The organism is Mycolicibacterium arcueilense, assembly GCF_058536225.1.
Genome location: NZ_JBZTYL010000007.1, coordinates 481667 through 505087 on the forward strand (window position 1 = coordinate 481667; position 23421 = coordinate 505087).

The 23421-nt window shown below is 64.5% G+C and carries 23 protein-coding genes and 1 pseudogene; 10 read left to right on the top strand and 14 right to left on the bottom strand.

Translation table 11 applies throughout. From position 1 onward, the window contains the following. Window positions 1-15 precede the first annotated feature (15 nt). Genes AC4LGL_RS06495 through AC4LGL_RS06505 form a run of 3 tightly spaced genes read left to right on the top strand, consistent with a single transcriptional unit; the run spans window position 16 to window position 2252 of the window. Complete coding sequence (locus AC4LGL_RS06495; RefSeq protein ID WP_171508149.1) at window positions 16-453, top strand: FAS1-like dehydratase domain-containing protein; 438 nt, start codon at window positions 16-18, stop codon at window positions 451-453. Then, window positions 450-899: a MaoC/PaaZ C-terminal domain-containing protein gene (locus AC4LGL_RS06500; RefSeq protein ID WP_061263277.1), complete on the top strand. Its 450-nt coding sequence runs from the start codon at window positions 450-452 to the stop codon at window positions 897-899. The genes AC4LGL_RS06495 and AC4LGL_RS06500 overlap by 4 nt, the downstream gene beginning before the upstream one ends. A gap of 12 nt (window positions 900-911) precedes the next feature. Continuing rightward, a complete protein-coding gene (locus AC4LGL_RS06505; protein WP_061263278.1) occupies window positions 912-2252 on the top strand; it encodes a TetR/AcrR family transcriptional regulator in 1341 nt (446 codons plus the stop codon). Here AC4LGL_RS06505 and AC4LGL_RS06510 read toward each other — a convergent pair. After that, complete coding sequence (locus tag AC4LGL_RS06510) at window positions 2239-3429, bottom strand: CaiB/BaiF CoA transferase family protein (protein WP_061263279.1); 1191 nt, start codon at window positions 3427-3429, stop codon at window positions 2239-2241. The genes AC4LGL_RS06505 and AC4LGL_RS06510 overlap by 14 nt on opposite strands. Continuing rightward, window positions 3426-5600 (bottom strand): acyl-CoA dehydrogenase family protein, encoded by a 2175-nt coding sequence (locus AC4LGL_RS06515; protein ID WP_061263280.1) that lies wholly within the window; start codon window positions 5598-5600, stop codon window positions 3426-3428. The genes AC4LGL_RS06510 and AC4LGL_RS06515 overlap by 4 nt, the downstream gene beginning before the upstream one ends. 84 nt (window positions 5601-5684) lie before the next feature. Here AC4LGL_RS06515 and AC4LGL_RS06520 point away from each other — a divergent pair, with 84 nt between their 5' ends. Next, window positions 5685-6794: a CaiB/BaiF CoA transferase family protein gene (locus AC4LGL_RS06520; RefSeq protein WP_072278937.1), complete on the top strand. Its 1110-nt coding sequence runs from the start codon at window positions 5685-5687 to the stop codon at window positions 6792-6794. On the opposite strand, the gene AC4LGL_RS06525 is transcribed toward AC4LGL_RS06520, so the two are convergent. Beyond that, window positions 6763-7620 (bottom strand): 3-carboxyethylcatechol 2,3-dioxygenase, encoded by an 858-nt coding sequence (locus tag AC4LGL_RS06525; RefSeq protein WP_061263281.1) that lies wholly within the window; start codon window positions 7618-7620, stop codon window positions 6763-6765. The two genes, AC4LGL_RS06520 and AC4LGL_RS06525, sit on opposite strands and share 32 nt — an antisense overlap. A gap of 231 nt (window positions 7621-7851) precedes the next feature. Here AC4LGL_RS06525 and AC4LGL_RS06530 point away from each other — a divergent pair. Further along, window positions 7852-7974: pseudogene (locus AC4LGL_RS06530) on the top strand (Zn-ribbon domain-containing OB-fold protein); the annotation flags it as partial. A 20-nt stretch (window positions 7975-7994) separates the two neighbouring features. On the opposite strand, the gene AC4LGL_RS06535 reads toward AC4LGL_RS06530, so the two are convergent. From AC4LGL_RS06535 to AC4LGL_RS06545, 3 genes are read right to left on the bottom strand one after another with little or no spacing between them, the layout of a single operon-like run. Then, window positions 7995-8453: a Zn-ribbon domain-containing OB-fold protein gene (locus AC4LGL_RS06535; protein ID WP_061263282.1), complete on the bottom strand. Its 459-nt coding sequence runs from the start codon at window positions 8451-8453 to the stop codon at window positions 7995-7997. Beyond that, window positions 8450-9604, bottom strand: a complete 1155-nt coding sequence (locus AC4LGL_RS06540) for an acyl-CoA dehydrogenase family protein (protein WP_061263283.1) — start codon at window positions 9602-9604, stop codon at window positions 8450-8452. Before AC4LGL_RS06540 ends, AC4LGL_RS06535 begins: the two co-directional genes overlap by 4 nt. Then, window positions 9601-10422, bottom strand: coding sequence for an SDR family NAD(P)-dependent oxidoreductase (locus AC4LGL_RS06545; RefSeq protein WP_061263284.1), 822 nt, complete (start codon window positions 10420-10422; stop codon window positions 9601-9603). Before AC4LGL_RS06545 ends, AC4LGL_RS06540 begins: the two co-directional genes overlap by 4 nt. 101 nt (window positions 10423-10523) lie before the next feature. Here AC4LGL_RS06545 and AC4LGL_RS06550 point away from each other — a divergent pair, with 101 nt between their 5' ends. Both AC4LGL_RS06550 and AC4LGL_RS06555 read left to right on the top strand, forming a co-directional pair. Then, window positions 10524-11354: an acyl-CoA thioesterase gene (locus AC4LGL_RS06550; RefSeq protein ID WP_308207267.1), complete on the top strand. Its 831-nt coding sequence runs from the start codon at window positions 10524-10526 to the stop codon at window positions 11352-11354. Window positions 11355-11414: 60 nt separating this feature from the next. Beyond that, window positions 11415-12356 (top strand): SAM-dependent methyltransferase, encoded by a 942-nt coding sequence (locus tag AC4LGL_RS06555; protein WP_061263286.1) that lies wholly within the window; start codon window positions 11415-11417, stop codon window positions 12354-12356. Here the strand turns inward: AC4LGL_RS06555 and AC4LGL_RS06560 are convergent. The 8 genes from AC4LGL_RS06560 to AC4LGL_RS06595 form a co-directional block, all read right to left on the bottom strand. Beyond that, window positions 12353-13054, bottom strand: a complete 702-nt coding sequence (locus AC4LGL_RS06560; RefSeq protein ID WP_234815569.1) for a TetR/AcrR family transcriptional regulator — start codon at window positions 13052-13054, stop codon at window positions 12353-12355. The genes AC4LGL_RS06555 and AC4LGL_RS06560 overlap by 4 nt on opposite strands. A gap of 61 nt (window positions 13055-13115) precedes the next feature. Then, window positions 13116-14348: a cytochrome P450 gene (locus AC4LGL_RS06565; protein WP_061263288.1), complete on the bottom strand. Its 1233-nt coding sequence runs from the start codon at window positions 14346-14348 to the stop codon at window positions 13116-13118. Further along, complete coding sequence (locus tag AC4LGL_RS06570; RefSeq protein WP_064774126.1) at window positions 14345-14740, bottom strand: carboxymuconolactone decarboxylase family protein; 396 nt, start codon at window positions 14738-14740, stop codon at window positions 14345-14347. The genes AC4LGL_RS06565 and AC4LGL_RS06570 overlap by 4 nt, the downstream gene beginning before the upstream one ends. Continuing rightward, a complete protein-coding gene (locus AC4LGL_RS06575) occupies window positions 14733-15620 on the bottom strand; it encodes an NAD(P)-dependent oxidoreductase (RefSeq protein WP_201027954.1) in 888 nt (295 codons plus the stop codon). Before AC4LGL_RS06575 ends, AC4LGL_RS06570 begins: the two co-directional genes overlap by 8 nt. Next, window positions 15617-16822: an NAD(P)/FAD-dependent oxidoreductase gene (locus AC4LGL_RS06580; RefSeq protein WP_061263289.1), complete on the bottom strand. Its 1206-nt coding sequence runs from the start codon at window positions 16820-16822 to the stop codon at window positions 15617-15619. Before AC4LGL_RS06580 ends, AC4LGL_RS06575 begins: the two co-directional genes overlap by 4 nt. Beyond that, entirely contained in the window at window positions 16819-17013 is a 195-nt protein-coding gene (locus AC4LGL_RS06585; RefSeq protein WP_061263290.1) for a ferredoxin, read from the bottom strand. Before AC4LGL_RS06585 ends, AC4LGL_RS06580 begins: the two co-directional genes overlap by 4 nt. Window positions 17014-17383: 370 nt before the next feature. Then, window positions 17384-18232, bottom strand: coding sequence for an SDR family oxidoreductase (locus AC4LGL_RS06590; protein ID WP_061263291.1), 849 nt, complete (start codon window positions 18230-18232; stop codon window positions 17384-17386). 1102 nt (window positions 18233-19334) lie between these two features. Continuing rightward, entirely contained in the window at window positions 19335-20570 is a 1236-nt protein-coding gene (locus tag AC4LGL_RS06595; RefSeq protein WP_061263353.1) for an acyl-CoA dehydrogenase family protein, read from the bottom strand. Between the two features lie 255 nt (window positions 20571-20825). Between AC4LGL_RS06595 and AC4LGL_RS06600 the strand changes: the two genes are divergently transcribed. The 3 genes from AC4LGL_RS06600 to AC4LGL_RS06610 are packed head-to-tail and all read left to right on the top strand — an operon-like array spanning window position 20826 to window position 23416. Beyond that, entirely contained in the window at window positions 20826-21278 is a 453-nt protein-coding gene (locus AC4LGL_RS06600; protein ID WP_036446991.1) for a nuclear transport factor 2 family protein, read from the top strand. Between the two features lie 11 nt (window positions 21279-21289). Further along, window positions 21290-21802 (top strand): ketosteroid isomerase-related protein, encoded by a 513-nt coding sequence (locus tag AC4LGL_RS06605; protein WP_077743325.1) that lies wholly within the window; start codon window positions 21290-21292, stop codon window positions 21800-21802. A gap of 6 nt (window positions 21803-21808) precedes the next feature. Beyond that, window positions 21809-23416: an AMP-binding protein gene (locus AC4LGL_RS06610; protein ID WP_077743326.1), complete on the top strand. Its 1608-nt coding sequence runs from the start codon at window positions 21809-21811 to the stop codon at window positions 23414-23416. Window positions 23417-23421 lie beyond the last annotated feature (5 nt).

Sequence of the window (23421 nt, forward strand, 5' to 3'; positions counted from 1 at the left end):
ACACTATTGGTCACTATGACTGCAGAGCCTGACAGCGACGCCGACCTCGGTGTGGGACAACCGTGGGAGGTGGTCGTGGAGCGCGGCAAGATCGCGGAGTTCGCGGAAGCCATGCTCAGCGAGGATCCCGCCTATCGCGGTCCGGACGCGATCGTTCCGCCGACCTTCCTGACGAGTGCGGCCCGCTGGGCGCCGCCGGGTGTCCGGGTCAACGTGGGCTTCGACCGCAAGCGACTCCTGCACGGCGAGCAGGAGTACACGTTCCATGGCGAACTGCCCGCTGCCGGCGATGTCCTGACCGCGCGGGAGCGGATCGTCGAGCGGTTCTCCAAGCCGGGCAAGCGTGGCGGCATCATGCGCTTCGCCACGGTGGTGACCGAATACCGCGACACTGCAGGGGCGGTGGTGGCCGAGGCAAAGGCCACCTTCATCGAAACGGCGGCAAGGCAATGAAGCCCGGCGATCAGGCATCGTCCCGGGAGTTCGGTCCACTCACCCGGCAGATGTTCGTCCGCTACTCCGGCGCGTCCGGTGACTTCAACCCCATGCACTATGACGACGAACTGGCACGGTCCGCGGGCCATCCCTCGGTGTTCGCGCAAGGCATGTTCTCGGCAGCGCTGCTGGCCGGGTTCGCCATCGACTGGCTGGGGGCACCCGGTGTGCGGCGGTTCGGCGTTCGCTTCCGCGAACAGGTCTGGCCGGGCGACGTTCTGACCTGCGCGGGAACGATCGTCGCAGTGTCTGAGGAGGACGAGGTCGACCGGGTGAGTGTCGAACTCACCGCCACCAGACAGACCGGCGGTGTGGCGATCACCAGCACTGCGGAATTCGCTGTACCTAGAAGCGGACCACGAAACGCGGCACACGGTGCCGCGGGCCCGGCGAATCAGCAATAGGCTGGTGGCACCATGTCCGAAGCCTCGATAGTCCGCCGCTCCAGTTATGGCCCCTCCAGCCCCGCTGTTGGTGCCCGGGGTGCCAGCACCCGCAGCCGGATCACCGAGGTCTCGCTGGAGCTGTTCGGCCGGCTCGGCTACTTCGACACCTCCGTCGATGCGATTGCCAAGGCCGCCGGAATATCGCGCGCCGCGCTATATCAGTACTTCCAGGGCAAGGACGAGATCTTCCTGGAGCTGCTGAACGAATGCGGCAGCGCACTGTTCCGGGTCGCACGCCGGATCGGCCCGATGGGCCCGGATGAAACCGGCTTCGACAATCTGAACTGGTGGCTCGGCGAGTGGAGTTGGGTCTTCGAGAAGTACTCCACGATGTTCGTGCAGTGGACGGCGATCGCGTCGTCGGACACGAAGGTGCGACCCGCGATCACGGGGTTCGTGCGCAGCTACAACCATCGGCTCGCCGAACGTCTCACCGCGTCGGGTCTGCAAGGTCTGGATCCCGAGGTCGCGGCCATGACGATGACCGCGCTGGTGCACCGCATCAACCTGTTCGTGCACACCGACCGTGCCTACGGTCGCAGCGCCAAGGACGCCATCGATACCCTGTCCGTATTCCTGCAGTTGGTGCTGTTCCCCGATACGCCACCGGCCGTGCTGAAATCGCTACGACTGCACGCCAGCGAGGACCCGGCCGCCGATGTGGACGCCGTGCAGGTGCCCGACGCTCCCGATCTCACGGGGCTGTCCATCACCGAGCGCACCGCGAACCTGAGTAAGCGCGCCGTCGCCACCGTGACGACGCTGGCCGACGCCGGTGCCGCGCAGTTCCGGGCCAGGGGATACCGCAGTACCAGTGTCGACGACATCGTCGCGGCCGCTGACGTCGCCCGTGGCACCTTCTACAAGTACTTCAGCGACAAGCAGGATCTGCTCGCCGCGGTGGGTGCCGAGGTCTATGTGGCTGCAAAGGCATTCGCAGAACGGATCGCGCAGGTGGATCCGGTGGCCGACGAATCGACACTGCGGCACTGGCTGGCCACGTACGTCGAGTTTTACGACCGGTACTCCGGCTGCATCGACGCCTGGGCCGAGGGCACCACTGACGACCCCACGATTGTTGGGATAGGCGAGAACGGCCAGGTGCTGATGGACATCGGCGCAGCCAGGATGTTGATCCGCCGACCCGGTGCGTACCCGTATGACCCGGTGATTTCGGCACTGATCCTGCGGTCCCTGGTCACCCGGGTGCCCGAAGCCGCCCTGGATCTGCCCGAACAGCTGAGCCAGGATGATGTCATCGAATTGTTGATGACCTGCATCAAGCGCGGCTTCCTCGCTACGACGAAGTGACGCCCGCCGCGATCAACTGGTCAACAGTGGAGTGGGAGTAACCCAGCTCGGACAACACCTTTCGGCTGTGCGCGCCCAGCGCCGGCACGTCGCCGAGCGTCGGCTCCACACCTGCCAGTTCTGCCGGAGGCGGCAGCGCCTGGGCGGGCCCGCCCGGAGTCTGAATTCCGCGCCACCGGTCGCGGCCGGTGAGTACCGGGTGGTCCGACAGGTGCTTGACATCGTTCATGCGGGCATGCGCCACCACCGCTTCGTCGAGACGCGCCTCGAGTTCGTCGGTGCCCAAGCGGGCCACCGCAGCGCTGATGATCGCCTCCAACTCGTCGCGGTGCGCAACGCGATCGGGGTTGGTGGCGAATCGCGGATCTGCGACGAGATCGGCTCTGTTCAAGACGATTTCGCAGAGCCGCTGCCATTCCGGCGGATTCTGCACCGCCAGTAGAACCGTGCCGCCGTCGCCGGCCGTGAACGGGCCGTACGGGGCGATGGTCGGATGGCGCGCACCCGTGCGGGCGGGTGCAGTTCCGCCGTAGCGGCCGTAGTAGTGCGGTTGAGACATCCATTCGACCAGCGCATCGAACAAGGACACCGAAACCGGCCGCGCCACACCGGTGGTGGCACGGGTGTACAGCGCGGTGAGAATACCGGAGAAGGTGAACATTCCGGCCGCGATGTCGGCGATGGACACCCCGGTGCGTGCCACCTCGGCCGGGGAACCGGTCACCGACAGCAGCCCGGCTTCGGCTTGCACCAGCAGGTCATAGGCCTTGCGGTTCTTCCACGGGCCGTCCTGGCCGTAGCCGCTGATGGTCGCGGTGATGATTTGTGGGTGCGAGCGGGCGACCGACTCGGCATCGAGACCCATCCGGGCCGACGCCCCCGGCCCCAGGTTCTGCACCAGCACATCGGCGTCCTCGAGCAACCGGTGCACGATCCGCAGACCTTCGGGAGCTTTGAGGTCCAGAGTCAAGGACTCCTTGCCGCGGTTGAGCCAGACGAAGTAGCTCGACTCGCCATGCACCGAACGGTCGTAGCCGCGCGCGAAGTCACCACCTTGCGGGCGTTCGACTTTCACTACGCGGGCGCCGAGGTCGGCGAGTTGGCGGGTCGCGTACGGTGCCGCGACGGCCTGTTCCATGCTCACGACGGTGACTCCCGCCAGCGGTGCGTCCGTCATTTCGCCAGCGGATCGCGCGGTAGGCCCAGCAGGCGCTCGGCGATGGTGTTGCGGATGATCTCCGAGGTGCCGCCGGCGATGGTCAGACACCGGGCGTACAGATAGGCGCGGGTCAGCTCCGGCGTTCCGCCGGCGACCGCGGACGTTCCGGCCAGCTCGATCGCGAGTTCGCTGACGTGTTGCGAGGATTCGGCCTGAAGCAGCTTGCTGACATTGGCCTCGGCCGCGGTGTCGCCGCCCGCGATGGCGCGGCTGGCATTGCGCAGATTCAGTAGGCGTAGGGCATGAAGTTCGGCGATCACCTCGCCGACCCGGTGCTCCCGGCGCGCCGCTGCTGCGTGGGAAGTGTTGTCGAGCAGCTTGATCAGGTCGTCGGCACCCACGCCGATGGCACCGGAGCCGCCGCCGATCGACACCCGCTCATTGCCCAGCGTCGCGCGCGCCACGAGCCAGCCACGGTTGACGTCCCCGACCACATCGTTGTCGGGCACGAACACATCGTCCAAGAACACCTCGTTGAACAATGCCTCGCCGGTGAGCTCACGCAGCGGAAGCACCCGGACGCCAGGGGCGGACATGTCGATCGCCATCATCGTGACACCTGCGTGTTTCGGGGCGTCCGGATCGGTGCGTACCGTCGCGAGGCCCCATTGACATTCGTGCGCCAAGCTGGTCCAGACCTTTTGCCCCGTGACCCGCCACCCACCGTCGACCCGGGTGGCCGTGGTGCGCACAGCCGCGGCATCGGAGCCTGCGCCAGGTTCGGAAAACAGTTGGCACCAGTTGGTCTGACCGCGCAGCACCGGCTCTACCCAGCGCGCCCTCTGGTCATCGGTACCGGCCTGCGCGATGGTGAGCATCACCCACCCGGTGATACCCAGATCAGGCAGATCGACACCGCTGTCTGCCGCGAATTCCTCGTCGATGACGAGTTGTTCGACCACACCGGCTTGGCGTCCCCACGGTTTTGGCCAGTGCGGCACCAGATAACCGGAATCGACCAGGTAGTCGCGTTGCTCGGCAGATGGCAACGAGCGCAACCGCGCGGCCGCCTCGGCCGCCTCACGCCGGAATCTGTCGGCCTCGGCGGGCAGCGTGAACGAAACGCCGTGGGCTGCCCCGGTGCGTTGCGCCTCGGTGATGTCGGCGAGTGCGTCGCCGGTATCCCCGATCAGTGCGGTCAGGCTCTGGGCCCGCCGCAGGTACAGGTGGGCATCGTGCTCCCAGGTGTAGCCGATTCCGCCGTGAAGCTGAATGTTCTTCTGCGTGATGAACGTCTGCATGCGTGTGGCGTGGGCCGCGGCGACCGCGGCGGCGAATGACGCATCGTCCAGATCGTTCGAGCGCGCCGCGTCCCACACCGCCGCGGTGCTCTGTTGGGCGGCTATGAACATGTTGGCCAGGTGATGCTTGACCGCCTGGAAGGTGCCGATGGTGCGTCCGAACTGCTCGCGGACCTTGACGTACTCGGTGGCCATCCGCAGCGCCGCCCAGCCGACACCGACCGCTTCGGCAGCAGCAAGAATGCGGAAAGCTGAGCGCGCCTTTGTGTCTGCGCCCGAAAGAATTCGTTCGACGGGTAGCTCGACATCGTGCAGAGTGACATCTCCGATGCTGCGGCTGGTATCCAACCCGGCCAGTGCGGTGATGGTCACGCCGTCGGCCTCGGTGTCCACCACGATCAGGTCTGCGCCGGCGGCCAGCACCAGCACACCGGCATCGGGCGCCCCGGCGACGGCGCGGGCGGTGCCATTGGCGATCGAGTCGCGGCTGAGCACGATGTCTGTGGAGAGGCCCACGGCGCCAACCAGTTTCCCGCTCGCCAACGAGGGGAGAAGGGCTGCGCGCAGCATATCGGTGCCGCAGCGGTCGATCACCAGTGCGGCGGTCGCAGTGGGCAGGAAGGGTCCAGGGCACAGTTCGTGACCCATGGCTTCCAGCACGATGGCCAGCTCGGCGATGCCGAATCCCGAGCCGCCGTGCTCCTCGCTGATGGCCAACCCATGCCAACCGAGTGCCGCAGCTGCTTCCCACAGGTCGATTGGGTGTGGCGAACCGCCGTCGAGGGTGGCGCGGGCGGTGGCGCGACTCTTGTGCCTGGACAGTTGACCCACGGCGGCCTCGGCCAGCTCGTGGTGCTCCTCGACGATGGCGAGCGCGGAGATGCTCACGATGTTACTCCCGGCATAGTGACGGATATGTCAGATGCAATCTAACATGACGAGTTAACAACCCAAGTAGGCAAGGTTAGAGATATGAACGTTGCGTCAGATATCGGCAGGGCCGGCGAAGAAAGAAGTGGCCCTCTGGTAGATGTCACAGTCGTCGAGCTGGCGGGCATGGGTCCCGGTCCGCACGCCGCCATGGTGCTCGCTGATCTCGGCGCCGAGGTACTACGAGTACACCGACCGGGGCATGTGGGCAGCGGCGCTGGGCTGCGCGGTCGCCAACTGGTCGCTGCGGACCTGAAGAACACCGATGATCTCGACCGGGTTCGCCAGCTGATCGACCGCGCCGACGTCCTCATCGAAGGATTCCGCCCCGGCGTCACCGAGCGGCTCGGACTCGGCCCCGACGAATGCTGTCGGCGCAATCCGGGTCTGATCTATACCCGGGTTACGGGCTGGGGGCAGACCGGGCCGCGCGCTCAGCAGGCCGGTCACGACATCAACTACATCGGGCTGACCGGGTTGCTGTATGCCATGGGCAACCCAGGCCTTCCCCCCGTCCCGCCGCTGAACCTGGTTGGCGACTACGGCGGTGGCTCGATGTTCGCCGTCCTTGGTGTGCTTGCCGCCCTAATCGAGCGGCAAGGCTCGGGGCGCGGCCAGGTGATCGACGCCGCCATCGTCAACGGTGCTCCGGTGCTTGGTCACGTGTTGTGGTCGATGCTGGGCGACGGCCGTTGGTCGGATCAGCGCGGTACCAACATCTTCGACGGCTCAGCGCCGTTCTACTGCACCTACGAATGCGCGGACGGTGGCTACGTCGCCGTGGGCGCGCTCGAACCGGAGTTCTTCGGAGAGATGTTGCGGCTGCTGGAGATCGATCCGGGAACCCTTGGTGCGCAACGGGACAAGGCCGGCTGGCCGGAGATGCGGCGGGTACTGGCTGAGACGTTCCGGCAGCGTTCCCGCGACGAGTGGTCTCGGGTGTTCGCGGACAGCGACGCCTGCGTCACGCCCGTGCTGACGGTCGTCGAGGCGGCCGACGATGCCCAGCTGCAGGCCCGCAATGTGTTTGTCGAGGTGGATGGCGTCCGTCAGCCGGCGCCCGCGCCGTTGTTCTCCCGCACGCCGGCGTTGCGGCCGGTGCCCGCGCGAGACGGGTCCCTCACTCCGACATCGCGACCGCCATCCCGGTGATCCACTCCGGTACGGGTTCGTAGACCAGCGGGGTGATGGGCCGACCGCCGCCGGCGGCACCGGCCGCCAGCCAGGTACGCACCTCATTGGCGCCGGCGCCCGCACGGGAGTGCGCGCTGTCGACGAGCCGGATCAGAGCCGCCAGATCCCAGGTCGACATCGCGTCAAGCACTTCGGCATCCCAGTCGGGGCGAATCTTGTTGCGCGCGTCTGCCATACCGTCAGCGATGATCCGTGCCCGCTCCTCGTCACTGAGGTCGTAGGTGTCGATCTCGAGGCTCGGGGGTGAATGCGACAACCCGCCCGTGCCGATCAGTAGGACGCGTTGGTCGACGCCGTCGAGGAACCGCCCAACCTCAGCTGCGAAATCGGCGACGCGGCGGGCAGTGGGGAGCGGAGCGGTGGCGCAGTTCACCGCAATGGGGATGACGGGTTTGGCGGTGAGATCGCCAAGCAGATCCCGAATTGGTTGGGCGAAGGCATGATCGAGTCCGATATCGCGACACGTGGCGATATCGAATCCGGCTGCGAGCAGATATTCGCACAGGCTGCGAGCCAACGCGGACGGCACATCGAGAGCCCCGGCCGGATGGCCGCCCTCGGCCAGGATCGACGCGGACAGCGCAACGCCGAAGGCTGGCACCACGTGCCGGAAGGCGCGTCGGTGATCACCGCCGAACAACACCACGACGTCCGGGTCGAACTCCCGCACCTTTTCGGCGGCGGCGTCGAGCGCTGAGCGGAACTGGCGACCAAAGGCGTGCTCGACGTCGCGTTCTTTGCCCGGGCTGTGGCTTGCGCACACCACGAGTCGGTCAGGCTTCATATCTGTCACCTCCATGGAAAGTGACACTAATGTTAGATGACGTTCAGCGCACAGCCGGCACCACTATGGCGGACCGCTTCAAACCGTACCTCGTCAGTTCAGCACGGTCGGCAACGCGGCGACCTCTTTGACGTATCAGGTCATCGAGGGCGCGCACCGGCTCCGGCAACCATTCGGTCGAACGCACGCTCGACGAGGAGCGTCCGATGGGTGCCAGGAGGTGGCGATCATGGGCTGCGGATCACCGCTGTCATCGACGCCGATCCCGCTCACCTGCGAATCGGGCAAGGGGTCAAGCTGCGCATCGTTGATCTCGGCGAAAGCAGCTACCGCATAACTGAATTCGTCATCAAACAGACCTGTTGGGGCGGGAGTCAAGCCGTGCCGACGGGACGGAACAGCGGTAGCCAGACCCGGCTGTCCTCGGCGCCCGAGAGCGCAGTCCAGTCTTCGAAGAACACCTCGACGGCCATGCCGATTCGGATGTCGTTCTCAGACACTCCAACCACATTGGTGATGAGCCGGACGTCGGGCTCATCCTCGAGTTCGACCATCGCCACGATGTAGGGCGGCTCGAACCCGGGGATCCAGGGCTGGCGGTTGACGGTGTAGGTCGTCACCTTCCCCCGCCCGGACACCGGCTCCGGTGCGACATCGGTGCTCCGGCAGCGCCAGCAGGCCGGTCCCGGCGGGTGGAAGAAATGTCCGCAACCATGACAGCGGTTGATCAGCAGTTGACCGTGTTCGCCCCCGGTCCAGAAAGCCCGCGACTCTGCGGTCGGGCTGGGTGCCAGCCGCAGCTGCGGTCGCTGGTATTCGGTGTCAGACGTCATTTCGTTCCTCCCGAGGCGGTGAGCGACCGGCCGATGACCAGCCGCTGAATCTGATTGGTGCCTTCGAAGATCTGGGTAATCTTCGCCTCGCGCATATACCGTTCTACACGGTAGTCGCGGGTGTAGCCGTACCCGCCGAGGACCTGCACGGCGTCGGTAGTCACCTTCATCGCCGCGTCGGTTGCAACGAGTTTTGCGACCGACGCATTGCGTGAATACGGCAGTCCGGCATCGCGTCGGCGCGCGGCATCCAGGTAGGTGGCACGGGCCGAGTCGACGGCGGCGGCCATATCGGCCAACAGGAATGCCAATCCCTGGTGGTCGATGATCCTGCGGCCGAATGTCGTCCGTTGCTGGGCATAGGTGGATGCTTCATCGAGTGCAGCCTGTGCCAGTCCAACGGCGACGGCAGAGATGCCCAGTCGTCCGGAATCCAGTGCACTGAAGGCGATTTGCAATCCTTGACCCTCGGTGCCTATCCGGCGCTGGGTGTCTACGAACGCGTCGTCATAGTGCGCCGTGGTGGTCGGTATCGCGTGCAGGCCCATCTTGTCCTCTGGTTTGCCGAAGGACAGCCCGTCGGTGCTCCGGTCGACTAGGAAGCATGAGATCGGTTGTGCGCCATCACCGGTACGTGCAAAAAGGCTATAGAAGTCGGCGATGCCTCCGTGGGTGATCCAGGCCTTGGCGCCGTTGATGCGGTAGCCGCCATCTACCGCGGAAGCTTTGCATGACAGTGCGGCCGCGTCTGAGCCGGCCTGCGGCTCGGACAGGCTGTAGGCGCCGATCCTCTGACCGCCCAACATGTCCGGCAGCCACATTTCCTGTTGCTCGGCGGTACCGAACGCGATCAACGGATGACACGACAGCACATGCACACTCACTGCGACCGCCACAGCAGCCCAGCGCGCCGCCAGCTCCTCAAGGACCTGCAGGTAGACCTCGTAGGGTTGCCCACCGCCCCCCCATTCCTCGGGGTGGGGCAGTGTGAGCAGACCGGTTTCGCCGAGTGTGCGGAACACGCCTTCAGGGTAGGTCTGCGCTCTTTCGTGCTCGTCGACGACCGGGTCTAGTACCTTGTCGGCGACAGTGGCGGCAAGGCGTACCAACTCGTACGCCTCGGGGGTGGGCAGCAGACGTTCGACGGTCACGTCCCGTCGCCCTGCCACTCGCATCCCGTCAGTTCGGCGGACAACTCCCACAACCGTTTTGCGCTGTTCGCGTCGCGGGCCTTGTCTTTCAGTTTGGTGGGCTTCGGCGCGCCCCACTGATGAAATGGGCCGCGCGGGGCGATGTAGCTGCCATTGGGCAGTGCCGTGGTGATCGCTTGAATGGTGGAACGTGCGCCGTCAGCCGGACTCTGGGCGATGTGGGGTGAGATCACGCGGCCGGCCCACTGCAGCGCACCCGAACCGTCACGGGTGATCGACGTGTTCGTCATCCCCGGATCCGAGGCGTACGCGGTTACTCCGCGAGCCGTCAACTCACGCACGAACAGCAAGTTGGCCAGCTTGGATTCCCCGTACGCCGCCCACGGGTTGTATTTGCGGTGCTCCCAGTTCAGGTCGTGAAGGTGGATCTGGGCCGTTTGGTAGTTCGTGCTGGCCACCGCCACCACGCGATCGCGGATCCGGTCGCTGAGCAGACAGGTCAATGCGAAGTGGCCGAGGTGGTTGGTGCCCATGTGGGCTTCGAATCCGTCGGCCGTACGGGTGAGTGGCAGGCCGAGTATTCCGGCGTTGTTCACCAGTACATCGACGTAGTCGACGGTATCGGCGAACTTGCGCACACTCGTGAGATCTGCCAGGTCGAGTTCGCGTACATCGACATCGCCGGGCATCGCCTCGGCGGCCTCGAAGCCTTTGCTCAGAGTCCGGCAGGCGATCACCACTTCATGGCCTGCCGCGACCATCGCGCCAGCGGTCGCCCTGCCTACGCCGCTGTTTCCTCCCGTAACGATGATCCGCACGTTGCCGCGTCCTCCTTCGCACGATGTTCCACAAACAGTAAACTATTTATCGTTTTAGTGACACGGGGATCGAGGGTTGGATGCTGGTAACGCTGGCGGATGTGTTGAACTTGTTTGAACTCGCACCGTTGGGGGGCGACACCTTCGAGGGCACCCAACCCGATCCGCCCAACCATCACATCGTCGGTGGTCAGATCGCTGCGCAGGCGTTGATGGCTGCAAGCCGGACCGCACAGGGGCGCCGGCCGCACAGCCTGCACGTCTACTTCTTGCGCCGTGGTGATGCACGTTGGCCGGTCCGGTTCGAGGTCACCCGACTGCATGACGGCGGCACCTTTTCGGCCCGCCGCATCGCCGCCACCCAGGCCGGCGAGGTGCTGATGGAGGGCCTCGCCTCGTTCACCGCAGGCGTCCACTCCGCCGGGTACCAGCGCACGATGCCCGCGGCGCCACCGCCGGAATCGTTGATGCCCATCGAACAACAACTCGCGCCCTACGCCGAAGAGTTCGGCGGGTTTTGGATCGAGGAACGACCGTTCGACGTCCGCTATCTCGACCCGCCGCCGCGCATCGCCATGGACTCAGAAGAGCCCTCTGGCCCGGTGAGTCGCATCTGGCTGCGCGCCAGGGGTGCGGTTCCGGCGGACCCGGTGGTGAACAGTTGTGTGCTCACCCTGCAGAGCGCTCTCACGCCGGTGGAGGCCACGCTGGGGCCGATGCGGAAATCGCAATACGATATCTCGGCTCTTCTCGATCACACAGTGTGGTTCCACCGCCCTGCTGATTTCTCGGATTGGCTTTTCTACGAACAGACCTCAACCACCGGAGTCGCCGGACGCGCTCTGGCGACGGGCGCGATCTATAACCGGGCCGGCGATTTGGTCTGCACGGCGGCCCAGGAGATTTACTTCCCACCGCCCAGGGAAAGTTAGTCAGTATAATGATTTGGACTTCGTCCGTGGACATCGGACGAAGACGGCGAAGGGGCAACCATGGCTAGAACAGAAGGCGACAGCTGGGACATCAACGAGAGCGTGGGTGCCACCGCCTTGGGTGTCGCCGCGGGTCGGGCGGCGGAGACCAACAGTGAGAACCCGTTGATCCGTGATCCGTATGCGCAGATGTTTCTGGAGGCCGCCGGCGATGGTCTCTGGAACATGTACCTTCGACCGGAAGAATTGCCCGCCGAACTGGCGGCACTGGACCCCCATTTCAAAGAGCGGATGCAGGCGATGATGGGCTACACCGCGTCGCGCACGTTGTTCTTCGACGAATTCTTCACCGATGCGGCGGCGAGCGGCATCCGGCAGTCAGTGATCCTGGCGGCAGGTCTGGATGCGCGAGCTTGGCGGTTGGACTGGCCCGCCGGCAGCGTGGTGTACGAGATCGATCAACCCAAAGTACTGGACTTCAAGTTCGCCACTCTGGAAGCGCGGGGGGTATCACCGCTGGCGACCTATGTAGGTGTTCCTATCGACCTGCGCAACGACTGGCCGGCCGCTCTGCGCGCAGCGGGTTTCGATCCCGCAGCGCCGACGGCCTGGTCGGCCGAGGGCCTGCTGCCGTACCTGACAGCCGAGGCGCAGGACGTGCTGTTCGAGCGGATCACAGAGTTGAGCGCGCCGGGCAGCCGGGTGGCGGTGGAGGCATTCAGCAACGAGTTCTTCAGCGCCGAGAGTTTCGCGCGTCGCGAGGAGCAGATGCAGCGGTATCGCGAGGCTGCTGCCAAACTCGGCCGGGAGGACATCGCCGCATCCGGCAACCTCCTTTATGAAGAGGAGCGTACTGAGGTCGTTGACTGGCTCGAAGCCCACGGCTGGCAAGCCACCGGTGTGAGCGCAGTCGACCTGCTGGCTCGCAACGGCCGTTCGATGCCGGAGGGTCTGGACGACGGCATTCCAGAAAGCGTCTTCGTCGACGGTCGATTGAGCTAAGGCTCATCGACGACGGTTTCGGCGATGAAGCGGTCCACGTCTGTTTGCGGCGGATACGCTGGGCCGTCCCGCTGTTCCGGGCTGACCAGCACGTCGAGGAGACCGTCGGCCATGTCGTCGAGCTGATCGATCGATCCCGCCATGGCAAGACTGTGCTGGATCGACACCAATCCGTGCAGGCCGGTCCAGAGGGTGTGCGTCGCCTGGTACAGCGGCAGGGTGAGCGGATAGCCCGCGTCGGCGCATGCGGCCAATGCGCGTCGCAGCCGGCCCGACACCTGCCGTGCCGGGTGCAGGCCCATCCGTTCGGGGTCCACTGCCGGTTGTCGTATTTCGTACATCAGCCGGTAGTGGCCCGGATTGTCCATCGCGAATCTGCAGTAGGAGTGGACCTGGGCCCGGAGCCGCTCGCGCGGCCCCTCCCTATCGGCGGTGCGTTCGGCCACGTCCATCTGGTCAGCCAGCTGAGCGTATTTCTCGGACAGGGCCGCCCAGACCAGCTCGGCCTTGTCGGAGAAGTGCAGGTAGATACTGGGCGCGGCGACTCCGACTTCCTGAGCGACGGCGCGCATGGTGAGCTTCTCGTCGCTACCCCATCTGTCGAGCAGCCGATTCACGGCGTCGAGTACCTCGCCGCGAAGATCTCCCTGCCCGCGCCGGCGTCGTCGCCGCGCTGGCACGTTTGCGACCTGCTCCACCACACCTCCGCAATCGACACCGCCGGTCCAGCCTAAGCGGTGCCGATCGCGGAGTGTGGGATCACCAGGTGGCGAGAAGTTTGCGCACTCCGTAGTTCGTCCCATAGGTATCCATCTCGACCTGATCGAGCGGCGTCGCAAGGCGCAACTCCGGGAACCGCGTGAACAACTGAGGCAGAATGGTTTTCAACTCGGCGCGGGCGACATTTTGCCCCAAGCACTGGTGCACGCCGTAGCCGAAGGCCAGGTGCCGGGTGATCTTCCGGTCAAAGTCGGGTTCATCGGGATTGTCGAATACTCGCGGGTCCCGGTTGGCCGCAGGCATCGCCACCACCACCAGGTCTCCCTTGGCGATCTGCTGACCACCGATTTCGAGATCCTCCTTCGCGGTCCGGCCGAGGCCGAATTGGACGATGGTCAGGTAGCGCAGCAGTTCCTCGACGGCGGGGCCCACTTTGTCGGGATGTTCCACCAGGTTCTGACGCGCCTCCGGGTGCGTGAGCAATGTCAGGGTGGACAGGCCGATCATCGCCATGGTGGTGTCGTGACCGGCGAACAGCAGTAGGACACCGATGGACACCAGATCGTTGTCGGTCAGGATCGAGCCTTCCTCCTGGCTGCTGCGAATGAGATCGGCCAGCAGCCCTTCTGAGGCAGGATCGGCTCGCTTCTCGGCGACCAACGTGGTGATGTAATCACGCAGCCAGAGGCCGCCTTCGGCACGTTCAGCGCGAGTGCGGCTGGTGTCCATCATGGCCTCGGTGGCATGGTGGAATTTATCCCGGTCGGCGTAGGGGACACCCAGTAGCTCGCAGATGACGAGGCACGGGATGGGCAGAGCCAGATGTTCAATGAGGTCGACCGGTTCGCCGTCGGACCCGAGCGCCTCAATGGTGTCGAGATGCTCGGTCACGATCTGGTCGATGTAGGGCTGCAACCGAGTTTGGACCGCTTTCGGGGTGAACCGCCCTGAGAGCAGCCGGCGGTAGGCGCTGTGGTCGGGCTCGTCCATGAACACGAAAGTCGGATCGACCGCTTCGGATGTGTCGTTGGAGTTGGGATCGACGCCTTCCTCAGGCGGAACGTCGTGGCGGGGTCGCGCGGAGCTCATTCGAGGATCGGAGAAGACCTGGCTGCCTTCCTCGAATCGCGTGACCAGCCAACCGATTCGGCCGCTGGGGAACCGGATGCGGGTGATGGGTTGCTCTTCGCGCAGGTGGTAGTAGGCCATTGGCGGGTCGAGCAGTCGTTGCCGTTCGACGGGCATGGCGGGAACGTCGAGTTCGATGGTCATTTGTGGTTCTCCGGCTTCTCGTGATTGCTTTCGGCGTGGGCCCGCAGCGCGGCCTCGACACCGTTGTTCAGCTGGGTTCCGTTGCCCCAGCCGACGTAGTACTGCAGTTGCAGAACGGCTTCGCGCAGTTCGCCCGCGGACAGCTCGTCGTTGGCCAGCGCACCGCGCACCTGGATCTCGACCAGGTCGGCCCGGCCCAGCGCCGCGGTGGCGCCCAGAACGAGCAGTCGACGGTCCCGAATGGACAGGCCTGGCCGGCTCCACACCTCGCCGAACAGATGGTCTACGGTCATTTCCAACGTCGGAGTCCGCTCGTCGGGAAGCGACTCGGCGAAGCCGGGTCCGTAGACGGCGTCCATCGTTTTCAAGCCGAGTTCTGTGGTCTCACTCATCGGTGCTCCTCATGGGGATGTCCAGGGTTTCAGCGCCGTTACCGCGGGTTGCGTCGACCAGCGGTACGGCGACACCGCAATCGGCGGCCAGTTCCTGTGCGGCGGCGAGGTCCTTGTCCATCAACCGGCGCACTTGCGGGACAAGCGCGCGGGTATCCGGCTGTGCGGCAATCTGATTGCGCAGCCAGGAGAACAACGTGGCGCCGTCGGGGTCGGCTGCCTGAACCACTTCGATCAGTCTTTCCGGTGCAACACCCGCGGCGTGGACAAGTCCCGCGGCTTCGTGGACTGCGCGCCAGGTGCCGTAGGTGATGACGTTGCGGGCGATCTTGGTGGCCATGCCGGCACCGAGGGGCCCGCAGTGCACCACCTCCTTGGCGAAGTCGACCAGAACGGGCATCGCCGCGCGGACGGCGTCGTCGTTGCCGCCGAGGATGGCAACCAGGCCGTTGTTGGCTGCCTGATCGCCCGGAGTGACTCCGCAGTCCAGCAATTCGACACCTTTGGCCGAGCACGCCCGGGCGAGCTCGTGCACGACCGGGACGGCAACGGTGCTCAGCAGCACCACGACGAGGCCGGGGTGAGCGCCGGCGAGCACACCGTCATCGGCACACAGCACGGTCCTGGCCTGGGCGGCATCGACCACTGCAACCAGCACGACATCGCTGTCGCGAGCCACGTCGGCGGGCGAGGCCGCCACGGGTGGTACTCCCAGCAGGCCGTCGGCAGCGTCGGGGCGGATGTCGTAGACGACCGGGATGCGTCCGCTGCGGGCCAGGCTGACAGCGACACCGCCACCGATCATGCCAAGGCCGATGACGCCGGCCCGCGGTGCGATGCGCACGGAGCCTGTTGTAGCGCTGTGGGTTTGAACACTCATACTGATGCTCCTTGTTCGATGGTGGACCAGGGTGCGCGGGCGGCGACGAGGGCGCGCGCCGCCCGTAGTGGGCGGATCATCCCGGCGCCGACGGCCCCACGGACATGTCCGTCCTTGCCGTAGACCGCGACAAATTTGCGGTCGGCCAGATCGCCGTCGATGACGGCGAACGCGTCTGCCCCACGGGTCTGTCCGTAGATCTGCAGTTTCAGGTCGTATTGGTCTGACCAGATGTAGGGGACGGGTGTGAAGGGAGTAGGGCTGTCGGCGGCAAGGATGTTGCGTGCCACCGCGATACCCTGCTCGGCGGCGTTGGTGCGATGCTCCAGCCTGAGGCGCTCGTCGAGCTCAACGTGGTGCCAGGAGGCGACATCGCCGGCGGCCCACACTCCGGGTTGCGCACGGCAGAATTCGTCACAGATCACCCCGTTGCCAATCGGGATACCGCTGCCGGCAAGCCATTCGGTGTTGGGGACTGATCCGATCGCAACCAGGACCGCGTCGGCAGGCAGCGTCGAGCCGTCGGCCAGTTCGACTCCCGTGACCCGGTTGTCGTGGTGCGTGACGGCAGCTACTTTCACGCCGGTCTTGAGGTGCACGCCGTGGTCGGTATGCGCGCGCAGCAACAGCCCGCCGAGTTCGGTGCCAATCACGTCGGACAGAGGTGACTCGATATCGGAAATCAGTGTCACGTCGGCCCCGGCGGTGCGTGCCACTGAAGCCACCTCTGCGCCCAAGAATCCTGCGCCGACGATCACCAAGCGGGGACGCCCATCGAGGGCTGAGCGCAGCCGTTGGGCATCGTCGAGGGTGCGCAGCATATGCACTCCCTGGAGACCCTCGGTGCCGGGCAGTGGCCGGGGGCGGACCCCGGTAGCGATCACCAGGTCGTCGTAGGTGATCTGGGTACCGTCGGAACAGGTGACGATGCGAGCGGCGCTGTCGACGCGTTCAGCGACCGTCCCAAGGCGCAGGTCGATGTCGAGTTCGGAGAACGTGCTCCGATCCCGGAGTTGAGTCTTGCTGTCCGGCCAAAGCCCCGACAGCACTTCTTTGGACAGAGGGGGACGGTCGTAGGGCAGGTGGTGCTCCTCGCCGATCATCGTCAGTCGACCGGCAAAGTTGCCTCTCCGCAAATTATCAGCAACCGATAACCCGGCCGCCGAGGCGCCGACGATCAGCACGGATGGTGCTGGTGTCATTCGTGTACCTCGATCAGCGCCGCAGGACACACCGCCGCTGCCTCCCGCGCCGGACCGTACTGGTCCTCGGGGGGATCAGCGTTCAGCAGAATGACCACGCCGTCATCTTCACGCTGGTCAAAGATGTCTGGGGCGGCGAGCACGCACTGGCCCGCGCCGCAGCATTTCGTTTCGTCGATTGTGATGTGCATCCGACTCTCACCTTTCCGCCTTAACCTAACTAAGTTCAGTACAACGTGAGGCTATACCCGGAAAAGCGGTTTCGGCACGTCGGCGTGCGGTGATTCAGCACACAGTCGATAAATGTGCTAACTAATCCAGGATCGTTGGTGTTTAGGTCGACCGGCGGCAGCGCGACCCTCACCGAGCGATGTATGGCTGCTGATGCGGGACGAGTGTCGATACGTCCGTCTGGGATGGCCGTGATGGGCCTCGCGGGACTCCTCATCGGTGTACGCGAAGCTGCCCACCGTCCAAGAAGGCACTTCTGGGACGGTGGGCAGCGGTTCAAATTCGCAGGGATCGCGGCATGGAACTGGATAATCTCCAGGGGCGATCGTGCTACGGGGCGGTGTATCCGGGCGGGTTGGGGGTGTCCACCCACAGGTCCACGCCGAGGTCGGACCCGGGCACGCAGTCGTACACCGACAGATCGGTCACGCCGTTGTCGAGTAGCACGTCCTCGCACAGGAGGCTCTGCCCGGTGTACTCCCGCGCGGGCTTGTTGAAGATCGTGTACGCCGCATCGGCATACACCGAAGGCTTGCGGGCCCGGCCGATCGCCTCGTCGCCGCCGAGCAGGTTCTGCACCGCTGCGGTGGCCACCAGGGTGCGCGGCCACAGTGTGTTCGAAGCGATGCCTGCCTCCCGCATCTCTTCGGCGATACCCAACGCGCACAACGTCATTCCGAACTTTGCCATCATGTAGGCGGTGGGCTTGAGCCACTCGGATTCCAGCCGGATCGGCGGGGACAGTGTGAGGATGTGCGGGTTTTCGCGGCCCTTCATGTGCGGGATGCAGGCCTGCGACACGGCATAGGTGCCGCGGATCTGGATCCCGTTCATCAGGTCGAAGCGCTTGAGCGGAACTTCCTCGATGGAGCCGAGGTTGATGGCCGAGGCGTTGTTGACGCAGAGGTCGATGCCGCCGAACTGCTCGACGGCCTTGGCGACCGCGGCTGCCACCGAGTCGCCGTCGCGGACGTCACCGACGATCGGCAGGGCCTGCCCGCCGGCGTCCTCGATCTCCTTGGCGGCGGTGTAGACGGTGCCTTCGAGCTTGGGATGCGGTTCGGCGGTCTTGGCGACCAACGCGATGTTGGCGCCGTCGGCGGCGGCCTTCTTGGCGATGGCCAGGCCGATACCGCGGCTGGCGCCGGAGATGAACATGGTCTTCCCAGACAGCGACATGGTCCTCCTGGCGGTTGGTTGTGCGCCTAGCTTGGCTCGTGGTTCAGGTGGGCGGGCAGGTAGTTCGGGCCGATCCGTCCCGCTTCTGAAGGCAGGCCCAGATCGTCCGAATAAACAGTTAAAGAGTTAGTGGTTTATCGATTTGCAACGATACAATGTCTCGAAACATTGCCCGGCGAAGGGGTGGAATATGGATCCGGTTCCGGACTACGACGCGAGCGATGAGCTCGAGTTCTTCTTCAACTGGTTGCCGTGGGCATTGCGTGGCACGTATCCGCCACCGGCTTATCCTCCGAACTAGTCGATTCGAGACCCTGGCTTCACGGTGGCCCGTCGTCGTTGGGGTCACCAAGTGCGTAACCGCCTCCTGTGATAACGAATCGCACACGCGCTCAATAGGCCTGAAGTCTGGTGCTCAGACCGTCGCGATCGTGGCGCACGCTCCAGAATCTGCTCGCTCACCGAAAAGCATTGCTACGCCCGCGTAGTCGACGATCCGGCGCAACGTGGCGAAATGGGCGGTGGATGCCTTGCTGTCTACGCCAGTGAACCTGCACGGATACCTTCGCAGAGGTCTGTCGGGTTAAGCGCGCACGCGGTGATCTGCTCATCGGTGCTGAGGAATGCCGCGGCCTGGAAACAGAGGACCAGCCGATGGCAGGACTTCTCCATACGCCACGAGGGCAATGGCTGGCGTCTGGTGCCCGACCGCTTTCGTTTGACTGGTCTGGTGAGGGAGGCTGACCGCCATTGTTCGAGACGGTACTGTCACACTGATATGCGCGGATTTGGTGTCATAGGACGATGATTCGCATGTGATCGAAAATGCGGTCTGCAAATCGATCGATCTGCGATTCTGGCTGAAACACGTTGTGGCTCATATCTTGGTACGCACAGCGCACACCATCTGGAACGCGGTCGGCTGGCAAGCCTTGGATCATGATTGGCCCGCATGACACGGCGCTGACAGGGTCGACCCGCGTTAGCCTCAGGATGCAGGTCGGGTCCGTCAATTGGGTAGCCAGGCTTGACACATCGCAGTCATGACGTGCGCCCCGGCGGATCAAATCCACCGGGGCGTCGGACACTGGCGCCGCGTCGTTTACTTGGCCGCAGCCTGCTCGAGTAGAAACTGGCCGACGTAGGTGCGAGTCTGGTCAGCATTGAGCGGCTGGAACATCGATGCCGCCGAATCGCGGTAGAGCCGCTCGAAGATGGTGCCTTTTCGGAAGGACGAGCCGCCGACGAGGCTCATGGCATGCCGCGACATATGCATGACGTTGTCGGCGACGAACGTCTTGGCCAGGCCGAGGTAGGGGAATCGCAGCTCCGGCGCCCAGAGTTTGTCCTTGCCTTCGATCTGCTCCTGGCAGGTCTGGTAGAGAACGCGACGCGACATCTCGACCCGGGAGGCCATGTCGCCGATACCGTCGATGATGTGTCCGACGCTCTTGACCTCAGTGTCGGCGGCGACGATGGCCCCGAAAGTGGCGCCGAGGTGCTTCTTCGACAGGACAGCCACCGACTCTTCCAGAATCCGTTGCTGCATACCGAGATAGATGCTGGCGAACATCAGAGACGCCCACTCGAGTACACCGAAAGCGCCGGCACGCCAAGGCGAGACGAAACCGTCCTCGGGCACGAAGTATCCGTCGAACACGATGGTCTGGGTTCCGGTGGCGTGCATACCGAGTGCGTTCCAGGTCTTCTCAATCCGGATTCCGTCGCCGACACCGTTCTTGTCGACCTTGAAGTCGCCGATGAACAGTTTCTCGGCGGCGATCCGGCCTTCGAAAGTCTCTGGGAGGTTGCCGTCGGCATCGGTTTCGGTGGCATTGGTGGTGATGATGTCTGCGGCCTCACATAACGTGCCCCAGGTCTTCTTGCCGTAGATCTTCCAGCCGCCACCGGCCTGCGGTACGGCCTTCATGTCGGCCAGACCGGAGAAGCCGGCGCGCTGCTCGGAGAACGGCCCGAACATCAGCTCGCCGTCGGCGACGCGGCCCAACCAGTACTTGTTCTGCTCATCAGTCATCAGGTTTCCGGCAATGCCGACCATTATGTAGTGCATGTTGTAAGCGAGCGTGATCGCCGAGTCACCCCGTGACAGCTCCGAGACGATCTTCGATACCTGAAGGATGTTGGCACCGGGCCCGCCAAATGCCTTCGGCACGGGTAGCTTGCCCAACCCGGATTTTTTGAAGACATCGATCGACGGGTAGGCGAACGTGTTTTCCACGTCGTACTTCGGGCCGATCTCGCGGAAGAATTCAGAGACCTCCTGCGCCTTGGCGAAGTAGGGCTCGAAGTCTTCGTCGGTCAGATCTTGTTCCAACATGGTCACTCCCTATAGCTATTGGTGTCCGGTCGTCCACATGCTGCTCCGGCCACTAGGGCTGCACACCTCTCCCAAGGGGGAACTCGCTCCGGCATCGGAGGAGACCGTCTCGCTGACAGAGTTATGGGGCAGCAGGATCATGTCCCCCCTACGGGCAGGAGGTTTCCTCCCCCCGGTAGTCGCCGCAGCAGGTCCGTCGTCCATAGCCTCGGAGTTGTCTAACTTGCATTTCAACGCGAGGAGTTGAACTTTCCGATGAGTCATACATTCGCGGTCAAATGGTTGAAAGCGTTCCGCACCAGCGCAGAAGCCGTGGTCGCCCTATACGCCGACGACTTCCTGTTCGAAGACCCGATTCTCGGCCAGAGAATCACCTCCAAAGAGGAACTGTTGCGGGTGTTCGCCCCCTACGCCAACAAAGACACCGAAAACGGCATCGGTATCAACAACTTCCGCATCGACGAGGTGGTCGGAGACAAGAACGCCGCGATCTACCGCTGGACCTGGCACGCCCCCACGGCAGCGGCGTTCGTCGGGGTCCCGACCGGCGGAAAGATCCCGGGTGCCCGCGGCATCACCTTCCACATCTACGACACAGACGGCCGTATCACGCGGGAAGCAAGCTTCTGGGACGTCTCGACCGCCGTTCGCGATCTCGGTCTGCCCGTCGACCCCACCGCCGTGGCCAAAGCCCCGGCTCTGGTCTGAAAGGAATTGCGATGAGCCTGGATACTTCCCAAGCAAGACAGCACGCCCAACGCTGGGTCGATGCGCTGACTAGCGACACCGCTTCAGCGGTCGCGCTCTACGCCGACGACCTGGTCTACGACGACCACGGCGACTCCGATCACATGATCGACACCGCCATCACCAAAGCCGAGCTCGAACCGCGGCTTGCGCCTTTCGCCAACACAGACCTCGACAACGGGATCGGTGTGCACGCCTTCACTGCCACCGAGGCGTTCCAGCTCGCCGGCGTGGATGGACAACCCGCAGTGGTCATCTTGTGGAATTGGGCCGGTGAGGGCCTGAGCGCGTTCCGCGGCGTTCCCACCGAGGGCAAAACCCTCAGCACTCGGGGCATCACCTGGCATCAGCTGGATGCCCAGGGCAAGATCGCCCGCGAAACCACCTACTGGAATGACACCCCGGTACTGCAGGAACTCGGCCTGCCGATCGTCACACCGGAGTACTGGGTCGAGGGCTTCGACCCCGCTTCGCTGACGGGATAGCCGCAGGTGTCCAACGATGGTGTGTGGGGCGTGCTGCCCGACGTCCTGGATCGCGCGTGCGCTTACTACGGTGAGCGCACCGCGATTCTGGATGCCGCGTCCGGCGCGAGTGTTACCTATCGCGAGCTGGGCCAGTGGCGCAACAGGATCGCCAATGCCCTGATCGGTGCCGGGGTTCAGAAGGGCGATCGAATCGGGCTGCTGATGCCCAACTGCCTGGAGTTCATCCCGATTCAGCAGGCCGTGTGGGCGGCTGGGGCGGTGCTGGTGCAGATGCCGACCCGGGCTGCGGCCGACGGATTCAAGTCCAATCTGGAACAGACCGACGCGACGACGTTGCTGTATCACGCGAAGTTCGAAGACGCCGTCGCCGCGATCCGGGGCCAGTTGCCGAAGCTACAGACCCTGATCCGGGTGGGCACCGTCGAAGGTGCCGCCAAGGTTGACGCACTGGACTTTGCGACTCTGGTGGCTGCACAGAGCTCACAGCGACCACAGGTCGATATCGCTGAGCACGACGAAGCCTACGTGCTGTTCACCTCGGGCAGCACCGGCGAACCCAAGGGCGTGGTCAATTCTCACTTCACCTGGAGTCACTACAGCATTTCGGCCGGGCTGGAGATCGCCGATATCCGGTTCGGCGAAGTGTTCGCCCACGGCGCACCGCTGACGCATTTCACGCAGATCTTTGTGATGCCGACCTTCATCCGAGGTGGCACCAACGTAATGCTTCCCGGGCTGGAGCCAGAGTCGCTGCTGGCCCATATCGAGCGGTACCGCGTCACCGCAGCCGCACTAGTGCCCACCATCATCTACCTGCTGCTCGATCACCCTCGCCGAAGCGAATTCGACCTCACTTCGCTGCAGACCGTGGTCTATGCGGGGTCTCCCATCACCCCGGAGCGGTTGCGCCAGGCGCTGGAGGTCTTCGGACCGATCTTCATCCAGACCTACGCAGGCACCGAACCCGGCTACATCGCGTGCCTGCGCAAACACGAACACGTCAAGCGTGACGGCGAATCGGTCGGTCAATGGACGGCTCGCCTCGGTGGTGCGGGCCGGCCGATGTTTCAGGTCAGTGTCACGATTCAGGACGACAACGATGCGATATTGCCGGTCGGCGAGGTGGGCGAGATCTGTTCACGCCAGCTGGGACAAATGTTGGGCTACCTCGATCCGGCACGCAACGCCGAAACACTGCGGGGCGGGTGGGTGCACACCGGAGACGTGGGCTACCTCGACACCGACGGCTACCTCTACCTCGTCGACCGCAAGAAGGACATGGTGGTCAGCGGCGGGTTCAATGTGTTCCCACGTCAGGTCGAGGACGTTCTGGCCACCCATGCCGCGGTAGCTCAGGCGGCGGTGATCGGTGTGCCCGACGAGAAGTGGGGTGAGGCGGTGATGGCCGTGGTGGTCGCCCGCACCGGTGAGATCACGGGGCCGGCATTGGAATCCGAACTCATCAAGCATGTCAAGGCCGCGCTGGGAAGCATCCCCGCTCCCAAGACCATCCTTTTTGCCGACAGTCTCCCGCTGAATCCGGCGGGCAAGGTCGACAAGAAGGCCATTCGTAAACCCTACTGGCGCAACAAGTCTCGCCAGGTCGGCTAAGGAAA